Below are 12,207 nucleotides of genomic sequence, written 5' to 3'. Positions count from 1 at the left end.
ATAAAATGAAATAAGAGCAAGCACATGATGGTAGTTTGGGGATTTATTATACTGCTGACTTTGGCGGTGATTTTTCTGATCTGGCTACAGTTTAATCAGAGTGATGAACCGCGTATCATGGAAGGCGTACCAGTCGAAGAAAAAATCATGCATCTGGAAGAAAATTTAAAAAAGACTTTGGAAATCATGCAGGATCTAGCCAAAAAAATGCATGTGCAGCAGGAAGTACTGGATCAGACCACAGCCAAACTTCAGCAGGTCGAATTGCAAAATGCAGAATTGGTCAGTTTACTGACCAAAGTGGTTGATCCACAGAAATAAACAAAAACCCTTTAGAGATACATTTAAAGGGGTGTTGTTTAAGTATTAGACGATTAAAATTCTTAAAACTGCGGCAGAAACCATACTGATGGCGACTGTTGGTAATAATCCAAAACGCGTAGCGGCGAACAGTGTTAAAGCCAAGGCAATCAGGTCTGCCGGATGGTCGCGTACAAAATAAGGCGCAATCACTGAAATCAGCACGCAGCCGGGAACTACTTCCAGAATTTTTCGCTGGCGCTGTGTCAGCGTTTTATTTTTTAATAAGACATAGCCCAAGAGCCGGGTTAAATAGGTGGTCACAGCAATCAGAATAATGGCCACCAAGGTATTTATCTGGATCATGCTTGATCCTCTTGAATCAGGAAAAATGCCGAAGTGATTCCAGACAAGGCGCCAATCGGCACATACCAGCCCGCAGGTAAATATAAATAAGCCAAAGCCGCACAGACTAAACTGACCAGCCATGGCCGGGCAGCCTCAAAACCTTTCCACATACTTCTTAGTAACACCAGAAATACAGCAGGAAAGGCCATATCAAAACCAAAACGGTTGATGTCGCCTAATACAGGTCCAAGCATGGCCCCGAGTGTGGTAAATCCGACCCACATCAAGTACAGGCAAAAACACAGGCCGGCATAATAAGGCATGCTAAACGCAGCACGATAACCCAGTTGCGCCTGTTTCCTTTGTGCATCAGCCAGACCGAGTGCCCAGCTTTCATCGACCATAAAAAACAGCGCCGGAAAAACTTTACGATTCGGAAGATGCTTTAAATATGGCACCAAACTGGCGCCCATCAACAGATGCCGGCTATTTACCAGAAAGGTAATGAACATCAGCATGAGTAAATTTGGTGGACTGCTCCAGACTTCCAGAATGGCAAATTCAGAACCGCCGGCAAAGTTTAATCCTGTCAGTAAAGGCACTTCGAGCAAGCTGAAATTCTTCTGTACTGCCGTCGCACCCAACACCAGCGCAAAGGGGATAATCCCTAAAAGCATGGGAATAGAATCTTTCATGCCACGTTGAAATTCACTGAAATCGGTAGGGGCAACTATTGCTGCGGTGCTTTGTCTGAACAAAAGCATGGAAATGACCTGGGTACTGCAAAACTAAACCATATTTTATGGCGATATTCAGGCTATTTGCTGTTGTAGTGAAAGAGGTTTGAGTTTTATTTGAAATTAAATTGCGCTAAATTAAGTTTAAGAGGTTTTAAATGCCAAAGCATAGATATGGATCAAATAGATAAACGCATTCTGCATGAGCTGCAAAAGAATGGAAAACTGCAAAATAATGAACTGGCTCAACTGATTGGCTTGTCGCCATCACCCTGTTTAAGACGGGTAAAACAGCTGGAAGATGATGGTGTGATTGAGCAATATGTCGCGCTGCTGAATCCGCAAAAGGTCAATTTGGCGATGAGTGTCTTTGCACGCGTCTGGCTCAAGTCTCAAGAAGCTGCCGTGGTCGACCAATTTGTCGAAGCGATCAAGGAAATGCCAGAAGTCGTCGAGTGCCAGCTAATGGCGGGCGATTGTGATTTCTTTTTAAGAATTGTAGTGGCTGATCTGGATGCCTATCGTAAATTTCAGATTCATCATTTAACCCAAATTCCCTGCATTCAAAGTGTAAAAACTGAAATTCCATTGCAAACGGTCAAAAGTACCACTGCATTGCCTTTGGTTTAATGCCGGATTTTTTCATGCTATTTGTTTTAAATGTGCATTAAAATGCTGATAGTTGACACAATTGTTGTTGATTTCATCAGGTAGCGAAAATTATAAAATTTGCGATGCACAGCCAAAACTATCGTGCTAGACTAGGAGAAATCGGGTGTGCTCCCGATTTTTTTATGCGGATTCGTTCCGCGCTGACAAGAATTTAGGTTTACAACATGCCCATTTCAGAGACATGGTTATTACCTGATGGTGTAGCTGATGTATTACCAGAACAAGCGCAAGTTATTGAAAGTCTGCGCCGTAAATCACTGGATTTCCTTGCATCTCGAGGTTATCAGCTGGTGTACACGCCATTCATTGAATACATCGAATCTCTATCTTCTCTCTCAGAATCGAATCAAGATTTAGACTTAGCCACTTTTAAAGTAATCGATCAGCTTTCTGGTCGTTTGCTTGGTGTGCGTGCCGATATGACACCACAAGTGGCTCGTATTGATGCGCATGTACATCCAGTGGAAGGTGTGGCCCGTTACTGCTATGCAGGAACCGTTCTGCATACCAAGCCTCGCGGTTTTAATACCTCGCGCGCGCCACTACAGTTAGGTGCGGAGCTATTTGGTTCAGACAGCATCGATGCCGATGTGGAAATGGTCGACTTGATGATCAGTCTGATTCAGGAGACAGGTCTGGCAGATGGCATCCATCTGGACTTAGGTCATGTAGGTTTATTCCGTAGTCTGGTGGCTCAGGCAGGCTTGAACAAAGTCGCTGAACAGCAATTATCTGATTTATACCAGCGTAAGGCTTTGCCAGAATTAGAAGAATTCACGGCAGACCTCAAATTTGGTCAAGATTTCTATGCACTTGGACGCTATGCCAGCGACCTGGATGCATTACAAGCGCATTTAAGTGCTGAAGTGTTGGCAAATCCAGCATTCACTCAGGCTTTTAATGTCTTGCAAACCACCAAAGATGAAGTTCAAACCCGTTGGCCAAACTTGAGTATTGGTATTGATGTGGTTGAATTACGTTCATACCATTATCATACTGGCCTGATGTATGCAGTCTATGCACCGAACCGTGCAGCTGCACTGGCACAAGGTGGCCGTTATGATGGCATTGGTGAACATTTTGGCCGCGCGCGTCCGGCAACCGGTTTCTCTTGTGACTTATATGCTTTAAGCGCAGGTCAGTTTGACGCGGTACAGGTCGTGGTTGCGCCTAAAGGCACTGATGCAGAACTTCTGAATGCGATTCAGAACATTCGCGCACAAGGCTTAAGTGTAATTCAGTTACTGGGTAATGATGATTTAAACTCGATTCCATATGCGACGCACCAGCTGGTGAATGCGAATGGTGAGTGGACAGTCAAAACGATTTAACTGCTTGGCTCAGTGTTCATGTCGCTGAGCGGGGCTTTCAACTTTAACAGCATGATGTAATGAGGCTATTATGGGCAAGAATGTTGTGGTACTTGGTACCCAATGGGGCGACGAAGGTAAAGGTAAAATCGTCGACCTGCTCACAGATCAAGCGGCAGCGGTAGTTCGTTATCAAGGCGGACATAACGCAGGTCACACTCTTGTGGTTGGTGGTAAGAAAACTGTCTTACACCTCATTCCATCAGGTATTTTACGTGAAAACGTATTGTGCTTAATTGGTAACGGTGTTGTTCTTTCTCCTGAAGCGCTCATCAAAGAGATGGACATTCTTGAAAAAGAAGGCGTTCCTGTTAAAGAACGTTTACGCATTTCTCCTAACTGTCCATTGATTCTTCCGAACCACATCGCACTTGATCAGGCGCGTGAGAAAAAACGTGGTAATGCGAAGATTGGTACGACAGGTCGTGGTATCGGTCCTGCATACGAAGACAAAGTAGCGCGTCGTGCAGTACGTGTTGCTGACCTGGTACGTGGTGGTGAACATCTTACTGCTCAGCTGACTGAACTTCTGGACTACCATAACTTCCAGCTGACTGAATACTACGGTGTTGAAGCAGTTAAACTGGAAGACGTGCTGGCACTGTGCGACGAATGGCGTAAAGTTGTTGCCCCACTGATTGTGGACGTGACCACTGAATTGCACAACTACCGTAAAAACGGTGACAACATCATGTTCGAAGGCGCGCAAGGTTCACTTCTTGACGTTGATCACGGTACATATCCGTATGTGACTTCTTCGAATACCACTGCTGGTGGCGTAAGCTCTGGTTCAGGTCTGGGTCCTTTGCACCTTGACTATGTACTGGGTATTACTAAAGCGTACACAACGCGTGTAGGTGCAGGTCCATTCCCAACTGAGTTGGTGTATGACGCTGCAAATGACACGGGTGATGCGATTGGTAAACACCTCGGTACGATTGGTAATGAATTTGGTGCCTCTACTGGCCGTCAACGTCGTTGTGGCTGGTTCGATGCTGAAATTCTACGCCGTTCAGTTGACGTAAACTCACTTTCTGGTATTTGCCTGACTAAACTTGATGTTCTTGACGGTTTGGAAGAAGTGAAAATCTGTGTGGGTTATGAAGCTGCAGATTCTGGTTGTGTCGGTTCTTCTGATGCGCTTGCATTCGAAACTTTAAAACCGATTTACGAGACTATGCCAGGCTGGTCTGAGTCAACTTTCGGTGCGAAATCACTGGATCAGTTGCCACAAGCTGCATTGAACTATGTAAAACGTCTTGAGCAATTGATTGAATGTCCAATCGACATCATTTCAACAGGTCCAGACCGTGAAGAAACGATTGTTCTTCGCCACCCGTTTGATGCTTAATCTTGATTTGATTAAAGCTTAAATGATAAAAACCCATCTCCGGATGGGTTTTTTTATATGCTGAATTTATGCAGGTATTTCAAGACTAAAGTTGCATCGGTAATACCACGTGATGTGCTTTAACATAGCGGTATATAAAGAAAGAAAAATGAGCAGCAGGATGCAAAAAAATATATCGGCGACCATGTTTTATTCATTGTTATTCGCGATGGGCGGGGCGCCAACAATTGCCATGATGATTATTCGTGCGCAAACCCAAAATCCCGAGGTGATTTATGCGGCACTGATTGGTCTGAGTGTCATTATTGCCTGTGTTTTAGTGCCTATTATTTTATTGCAAAATGCTTTTTTATATTTCAAACGTAAAGATGAAATACTTGAACAGAAAATAAAACCACTGAGTCAGATTTATTTGGGTCTCAATATTATTTGTCTGATTTATTGGTTGGCGATACAGTATTTGGCTTAAAAATTACATAATTTATAAGAAGATGAATGAATTAAGCGTTTAGCTGCTGCGCGCTTTCACTTATAATTTTTACAATGTAAATTGCCCTTGAGCCAAGGCGGAGTAAATTATAATGAAGAATAAACTTTTATTGAGTATGGCGGCTGCTACAGTCGTCACATTATCAGGTTGTACCACCATTGCCGATATGGCAGGGGCAGATACTGCGACCTTAAATGCATCTGCGAGCCAAAGCTATAATGCCATGGTCAATGATGCGAAAAACAAAGGTCAACTGGATACCAGTTCAGCGACCTATAAACGGATTAATAATGTATTTAACCGTTTGAAACCGGTTGCTAACCAGATGAATCAAACCGGTACGGCATTCCAGTGGCAATTGGCTGTGCTCAAATCTGACCAGGTTAACGCCTTTGTTGCGCCAGGTGGTAAGGTTGTATTCTATACGGGTATCGTGAATAAACTGAATCTGACCGATGCTGAAATTGCAGCGATTATGGGTCATGAAATGGTGCATGCTTTAGAAGAGCATTCTAAGCAGAAAATCGGTGCTCAGGCCCTGACTGATCTGGCCTTGGGTATTGGCTTAAATGCAGCAGGTGTGGGTCAAGGTGGTGCTGCAGCCGCACAATTGGGTAGTCAGATCGGGATTGGCTTGCCATACTCGCGTAATCTGGAAAGCCGTGCTGACCAAGGCGGTTTAATGCTGATGGCGCGCGCAGGTTATAACCCGAATGCAGCCATTACCCTGTGGGAAAAAATGAACAAACTTGGTGGCGGCAGTGGTGCAACCTTCCTGTCTACGCATCCATCGAATAGCCAGCGTATTGGGCAAATGCGTCAACAGTTGCCAGCAGCGATGCAGATTTATAACCAAAAAAAATAATCCACTGATCATCCTGTAAAAGGAGATCTTGATCGGATTGAAAAGGCAGGGCAATGGCTCTGCTTTTTTTATAGCTAATTGGATGGTTAATATTCTGCGGGCTATTTTCAGGCAATAAAAAAGGCAAAGTCTGACTTTGCCTTTTTTCACTCAAGATCAGAAGATCTTAGTGCTGGTGACCGCCTACACCGTGTACGTGGCCGTGATCTAATTCTTCTTGAGAAGCTTCACGAACAGATACGATTTCAACTTCAAAAGTCAGGTCTTGACCAGCAAGTGGGAAGTTAGCATCAACAACAACATTGTCGCCTTCAACTGCTTTAACAGTTACGATTTGCACGCCGTCATCAGTTTGAGCTTGGAACTGCATACCTGCTTGAATGTTGTCTACGCCTTGGAACATTTGCGCAGGAACTTCTTGAACTAGGTCCGGGTTGTATTCGCCATAACCTTCAGCAGCAGGAACATTTACAGTGAATTTTTCACCTACAGTTTTGCCTTCTAACGCATTTTCTAAACCTGGGATGATGTTACCTGCACCGTGCAAATAGGCAAGTGGTTCACCTTGAGATTGGTCGAGAGTTTCACCCTCTGCGTTAGTCAATGTGTAGTGGAAAGAAACCACGAGGTTATTTGCAATAGCAGTCATGTTAATTGATCCATTCAATTTTTTAAGAGTACATCATAAAGTGAAATTGCATTTTTGTAGACTAAAATTAGCAAAAAAACGCAATTTGACAATTTTGTTGACGATTTTTTCATTGATTGGGCCAAATTCTGGAATTTCAATGCAATTTCAGCTTTGGAGAAATTTTTCGTGTAACAAAATCTTTTGCGGTAAGAATGCCCGCATGCGCATAACCATGAATGGTCGCCTGATGAATCCGGTACAAGGACACATACATCGATTTGGCGACAAAGCCTTGCACATTGACCTGACCGAGCAACTCGCCGACGGCTTTATTCTGGCTTAAGGAAATCAGTGAACCTTTGTCAGAAAATTTAAACATCGGTAAATAGCTTTCCTCATTGATACGTGCTTTCAAGGCATTGGCCAGGAAATTGGCCTGCTGGCTAGCCACTTGTGCGCGTGGACCCAAGACCGGTTCATCTGCTGCAGGCTGGCAGTGAGCACAATCACCAAAAGCAAAAATGTCTGGATCAGATTTGGTTTGCAGGGTGGAATAGACTTTCAAGCGGTGAATATGGTCTTTTTCCATGTCTTGCAGTTGTGCCAAAACTTCAGGTGCTTTGATGCCTGCGGCCCAGACTTTAATCTCGGCATCCAGACTTGAGCCATCTGCAAAATAAATTTTGTCTTCATCTACCTTGGCCACACGATGACTGGTAAGGACTTCAATACCGAATTTTTCCAGCTGTTGCATGGTATGTTCAGCAACTTTCGGCGAGAGCGCAGTCAAAATACGATCCGCCGCTTCAATTAAGGTAATTTTGACTTTATTTGGATCGACCTTGTTTAAGCCATATTTAAAGAAATTGTGTTTGGCCTCCACCAACTCGGCAGCCAATTCTACTCCAGTCGCACCGGCGCCAATAATCGCGATATTCAGTTCACGGCTCGAAGCTTCATGTTGAGCATTCAAGTAGAGATGCAACAGATCCTGCTGAAAGATATCAGCTTGTGGACGGCTGTCGAGAAAATGACAGAACTGTTTGACGCCTTCGGTATTAAAGTCATTCGAGGTAGAACCCAAGGCCAGTACCAGGGTGTCATAGTCGATGCGCTGGTTCTTCTTGGCTTGGGCTTTTTTGGAGAAATATTCTGTTTCTACCACAATCTGTTTCGCTTCACGATCCAGACCGGTAAATGTCCCCAAGACAAATTCATAATGATGTGCGGCTGAATGGGCAAAATAATTAGTTTCTTCTTCATGTGGATTTAAGGTGCCTGCGGCAACTTCATGCAGCAGCGGTTTCCAGATATGCGTCAGTTTTTGATCGACTAAAACAATCTGCGCTTTGCCGCTTTTACCCAAGCTCTCACCCAGCTGAGTTGCCAGTTCCAGACCACCGGCACCACCACCCACAATCACGATTTTATGTGCTGTCATATATGATTAACCTGTTTATTTTTTTAATAAAAATAAGAGAAATAGAGAGAAAATATACTATGGCATGGGCCAGATCGCGTCTTGGTTAAAATTGTTATACACATTACAAAACGTAGCAATTCTGTGAGGGCAGGTAAGTGTTGCTGCTTTGAGAAAGCAATGGGAGGGTGAGATTAATAGGCGGGAAATCTGCTAGAAGATCAGCGAGTAGATCTTCTAGCTTAAAGGGAAATTACTTGAGATTTAGCGCTATTATCTATCTAAAGGATAAAGCTTTACGCTTGGCGTATTGTCTGAAAACAAACTAAATAAGCCTTGTAGCCAAGTAAAGAATTTCTGAAACAGGTTGGCTTCTTCAATTTCGACATGATCCTCAATCTGAATGGTACGAATCAACTGATTATTCTGATAAACCTGAATAGTCGCCAAAGGCATCATGGTCGCCAAAGGTGCAATGAGTTCAGATGCTTTCACTTCAACATTGATATGAGTCTGAGTTTCCTGTAAAGGCTCGATACTTTTTAAAACGCCATCACCTGTATTCAGCATGACACGCTGTTGGGTTTGATCAAACTGGTTCAGGTCAATACTGTAGCCCTGATCATATAAAGAAGTGGTAATGATCTGCGGTTGCTTGGTTTGCACCTTAAACATTTTTAAGGTGGATTTGATCACAGGCAATTCAGCCAGTAGCTGTTGATCTTTGATCGCTACTTCATTGCGGGTATAGGTATAAGCGAGATTCATCAGCTTATGTGATACATCAGCGCGTTTTGCGGCACTTTTAGTACCCAGCACCACCACAATCAGACGGCGATTTGGCATTTCAAAATCTGCTGTGACACGATTGGCCGTCAGCGCCAGATTGTAGCCTGCCGCACGGGTAAAACCGGTTTTTAAGCCATCTACGGTTGGATCGACCTGAAGCACACGGTTGGTCGCACGATGAAAATGCTGATTGTAGGTAAAGCTTGGCTGCTTGGAATAATACAGATAATCCGGAGTTTCATTCACCACCGCCATAGACAGTCTGGCCAAATCGGCGGCAGTCGAATAATGCTCAGGCATGGTAATGCCGGCCGGATTCTGGAAATTGGTATGCTGCATGCCCAGCGCTTTGGCTTCCTGATTCATACGTTCAACAAACTGCGGAATACCACCCGAAATTTTCTCAGCCAGCGTGACTGCGGCATCATTAGCAGACATGATAATTAAGCCCGCCAGAAGCTGATCGACTGAAATCTGATCACCTTCTTTCAGGTACATTTGTGACTCATCCCACATCACAGTTTTCACCACAGAGGTCGCGGTTAAAACTTCATTTTTATCTAATTTTCCGGCCTCAATTTCCTTTAAGGCAATATAAGCCACCATCATTTTGGTCAGCGAAGCCGGAGCACGCTGAACGTCGGCATTGTGCTCTGCAATGACTTGACCAGACTGTGAATCCAGAATGGTCCAGGCTTCAGCTTCAACGCTTTCAGGCACAATATTGAGTAGGGCAGCATGTGAAAATGCAGAAATAAATAAACTGAAAACCGCAATCAGTGAGATGATGTATTTCAATGGTGTTCCTTGATAACCCGGCGGGTGTTGAACGATTTAATTTTCACGCATGCTATGCCTTTTTTATACAGATAGCTAGTCGTAAATGTAGACAAATAAGACAGCTAAACCATACTGGCTTAAAAAATGCTAAGCTAAGCTATATCTCATTTATTTTAATTTTATATCGTTCATTATGTTGCATTATCAAATTGAATTTGACGATTATCGTCAGCATCTTATTCACGTGACTGTTCGTTTTCTTGCGGACCCGACTCAAGTCTTGTCATTACCGACCTGGATTCCGGGAAGCTATCTGATTCGAGAGTTTTCCAAGCACATTGAAGCGGTCAAAGCCTATGATGAAGATGGGCGCCAGTTACAGATCCAGAAATTTGAAAAGAACAAATGGCGTTTATTCAATACCGATCATGAGCTGATTACGGTGGAATATGATGTGTATGCCTATGATCTGTCCGTTCGTGGTGCATATGTGGATCAAAATCGTCTCTATGTGAATCCCGCTTGTGCATGTTTAGGGCTAGAAGGTCAGGAAAATAAAGAAATTGAACTGGAAATCTTCCTGCCAGATGAATTAAAGCATTTTCAGCTGGCAACCGGCCTGCAAGCCAAAAGTCTGGTCAAAGGCCGTTTCACCCTGAAAGCCAAAAACTATGCCGAATTGATTGATGCGCCATTTGAGCTAGCAGAACAAACCCGTTTCAGTTTTGAAGCAAATGGCATTCCGCATGAATTTGTGGTGTCCGGTAAACATGCCATGAATGCCGCGCGTATGCAGCAAGATATTGAAAAAATCTGTGCTACAGAAATTTCCATGTTTGGTTCAGCGCCGTTTACAGACTATACCTTTATGACCATGGCAACCGGCAATAGCTATGGCGGTCTGGAGCATCCAAATTCTACCAGCTTGATTTCACCGCGTGATGACTTGCCTAAGGCCAATGAACCTGAAGAACCTTCAAAAGATTATCAGCGTTTCCTCGGCTTATGTAGCCACGAATATTTCCATTCATGGTTGGTGAAGTTTATTCGCCCTGAAAACTTCGTTAACTATGATTTAAACAGAGAAGGTTATACCTCTCTGTTATGGATCTTTGAAGGTTTCACCTCTTATTACGATGATTTGATTTTGCTGCGTAGCGGCGTGATTAATCAGGAATCGTATATTGCTTTGTTAAAAGCACAGATTGACCGTTATTTGCAAAATCCGGGACGTGTGATTCAGTCAGTGTCTGAATCCAGTTTTGATGCCTGGGTGAAATTCTACCGTCAGGATGAAAACTCGAATAATGCGGGTACCAGCTATTACAATAAAGGTTGTCTAGTTGCACTGTGCCTAGATTTGGGTCTGCGTTTACGTGGTTCAAGTCTGGATGTTTTAATGCGCCGTTTGTATGAAAATGCCCAGAAGGGTGTTCAGGTGCATGAACGGACGATCTTTGAATTATGTAAAGAGCTGACAGGAGATGATTGGTCAGAACAGATTAATCACTTAATCAATACCACAGATGAATTGCCACTGGATCAGCTTTTCCCTGAGTTTGGTATAGGTTATAGCCTGAAAAATGACAAGTCTTTGCCATTCGGTTTAAAACTGGCAGATAAGCCGGAAGGTGTGCTGGTTCAATCGGCGCGTCGTGATGGTGCTGCTGTGCTCGCTGGCTTTTCTGCCAATGATGTCATCATTGCAATTGATGGCTTAAAAGCAACGACCAAACTTATTGAAAGCCATGCAAAACAGCAAGGTACTTTTACGGTGTATGCATTCCGTCGTGATGAGCTGATGAGTTTTGAAGTTCAAGCCGCGGGTTCTGAACTGACCGAAGTTGAACTGAAAGTGGAAGATCCGGCTAAAGCCGAGAAATGGCTTAAAGCTTAAATCTTCACGTGTTCGTCATCTAAAAAAACCGGTGCTGATGCACCGGTTTTTTATTGCCTCGAGTTTTAAAAAATTATTTAACGATCAGTCGTGATGTGCCACGGAATTCCGCCACGATTTGATCATGCTGATTTATCACCTGAATATCATAAATGCCACTACGGCCACTGCTGGCTTTGTGTTCTGCTACAGCAGTCAGTGTGTCGCCAAGCAGGCCCGGTTTTAAATAATGAATACCGCAATGTTGACCAACTGCCGGATGTTCACCGGTATTGCAGGCAATGGCAAAAGCTGCATCTGCCAATGCAAAAATCACGGCACCATTACAGGTCTGATGACCCTGTAAATGCTGTTCAGTCACCTTTAATTCGATCTTTGCATAATTGTGATTATAAGAAATCAGATGAGCACCAAGATGCTGAATTAACCGGTCCTGATTAAACATCTGGCTGACTTGCTGATCCATTGCAAAACTCCTTTTTAAGATACGTTTTATTTTAAATTATTAAATATATGAATCATAAATACCATTGGATGGTCAGAATGACAAGAGGGAG

At 43.6% G+C, this 12,207-nt stretch carries 13 protein-coding genes; 7 read left to right on the top strand and 6 right to left on the bottom strand.

Going from position 1 to position 12,207, the window contains the following annotated elements; all coding sequences use genetic code 11:
• Positions 1-24: 24 nt before the first annotated feature.
• The gene (locus F893_RS11990; RefSeq protein ID WP_004731577.1) at positions 25-321 is read left to right on the top strand and encodes a hypothetical protein; all 297 of its coding nucleotides are present in this window, start codon (positions 25-27) and stop codon (positions 319-321) included.
• Positions 322-366: 45 nt separating this feature from the next.
• Here F893_RS11990 and F893_RS11985 read toward each other — a convergent pair whose 3' ends face one another.
• Together F893_RS11985 and F893_RS11980 are read right to left on the bottom strand one after the other, a co-directional pair.
• Positions 367-666 carry an AzlD family protein gene (locus F893_RS11985; RefSeq protein ID WP_004731575.1) on the bottom strand — a complete coding sequence of 100 codons (300 nt, stop codon included), beginning with the start codon at positions 664-666 and terminating at the stop codon, positions 367-369.
• Entirely contained in the window at positions 663-1,412 is a 750-nt protein-coding gene (locus tag F893_RS11980) for an AzlC family ABC transporter permease (protein ID WP_004731572.1), read from the bottom strand. Before F893_RS11980 ends, F893_RS11985 begins: the two co-directional genes overlap by 4 nt.
• Before the next feature lie 147 nt (positions 1,413-1,559).
• On the opposite strand from F893_RS11980, the gene F893_RS11975 reads away from it, so the two are divergent.
• The 5 genes from F893_RS11975 to F893_RS11955 all read left to right on the top strand — a co-directional run bounded on the left by F893_RS11975 (position 1,560) and on the right by F893_RS11955 (position 6,133).
• On the top strand, positions 1,560-2,015 hold the full coding sequence (locus tag F893_RS11975; protein WP_004645552.1) for an Lrp/AsnC family transcriptional regulator: 456 nt from the start codon (positions 1,560-1,562) through the stop codon (positions 2,013-2,015).
• A gap of 206 nt (positions 2,016-2,221) precedes the next feature.
• Positions 2,222-3,388, top strand: coding sequence for an ATP phosphoribosyltransferase regulatory subunit (locus tag F893_RS11970; protein ID WP_004278964.1), 1,167 nt, complete (start codon positions 2,222-2,224; stop codon positions 3,386-3,388).
• Between the two features lie 70 nt (positions 3,389-3,458).
• Positions 3,459-4,778, top strand: a complete 1,320-nt coding sequence (locus F893_RS11965) for an adenylosuccinate synthase (protein WP_004731569.1) — start codon at positions 3,459-3,461, stop codon at positions 4,776-4,778.
• 160 nt (positions 4,779-4,938) lie between these two features.
• Positions 4,939-5,247 carry a hypothetical protein gene (locus F893_RS11960; RefSeq protein WP_004731567.1) on the top strand — a complete coding sequence of 103 codons (309 nt, stop codon included), beginning with the start codon at positions 4,939-4,941 and terminating at the stop codon, positions 5,245-5,247.
• A gap of 112 nt (positions 5,248-5,359) precedes the next feature.
• The gene (locus F893_RS11955; protein ID WP_004645549.1) at positions 5,360-6,133 is read left to right on the top strand and encodes a M48 family metallopeptidase; all 774 of its coding nucleotides are present in this window, start codon (positions 5,360-5,362) and stop codon (positions 6,131-6,133) included.
• A 166-nt stretch (positions 6,134-6,299) separates the two neighbouring features.
• Here the strand turns inward: F893_RS11955 and slyD are convergent, their stop codons facing one another.
• The 3 genes from slyD to F893_RS11940 form a co-directional block, all read right to left on the bottom strand.
• Positions 6,300-6,782 (bottom strand): peptidylprolyl isomerase, encoded by a 483-nt coding sequence (slyD, locus tag F893_RS11950; RefSeq protein WP_004278960.1) that lies wholly within the window; start codon positions 6,780-6,782, stop codon positions 6,300-6,302.
• A 136-nt stretch (positions 6,783-6,918) separates the two neighbouring features.
• On the bottom strand, positions 6,919-8,205 hold the full coding sequence (locus tag F893_RS11945; RefSeq protein ID WP_004731561.1) for an NAD(P)/FAD-dependent oxidoreductase: 1,287 nt from the start codon (positions 8,203-8,205) through the stop codon (positions 6,919-6,921).
• Positions 8,206-8,457: 252 nt separating this feature from the next.
• Positions 8,458-9,771, bottom strand: coding sequence for a D-alanyl-D-alanine carboxypeptidase PBP6B (locus F893_RS11940; RefSeq protein ID WP_005252286.1), 1,314 nt, complete (start codon positions 9,769-9,771; stop codon positions 8,458-8,460).
• Between the two features lie 175 nt (positions 9,772-9,946).
• Here F893_RS11940 and F893_RS11935 point away from each other — a divergent pair, with 175 nt between their 5' ends.
• Positions 9,947-11,650, top strand: a complete 1,704-nt coding sequence (locus F893_RS11935) for a M61 family metallopeptidase (protein ID WP_005252284.1) — start codon at positions 9,947-9,949, stop codon at positions 11,648-11,650.
• Positions 11,651-11,723: 73 nt separating this feature from the next.
• Here the strand turns inward: F893_RS11935 and paaI are convergent, their stop codons facing one another.
• Entirely contained in the window at positions 11,724-12,116 is a 393-nt protein-coding gene (gene paaI, locus F893_RS11930) for a hydroxyphenylacetyl-CoA thioesterase PaaI (RefSeq protein WP_005252282.1), read from the bottom strand.
• Positions 12,117-12,207: the final 91 nt, after the last annotated feature.

Origin of the sequence: Acinetobacter sp. CIP 102136, assembly GCF_000369685.1 — a bacterium.
In the GTDB taxonomy this organism is placed as follows: domain Bacteria; phylum Pseudomonadota; class Gammaproteobacteria; order Pseudomonadales; family Moraxellaceae; genus Acinetobacter; species Acinetobacter fasciculus.
Note: the sequence above shows the minus strand (reverse complement) of the source record. Positions and strands in the feature narration are given on the sequence as shown.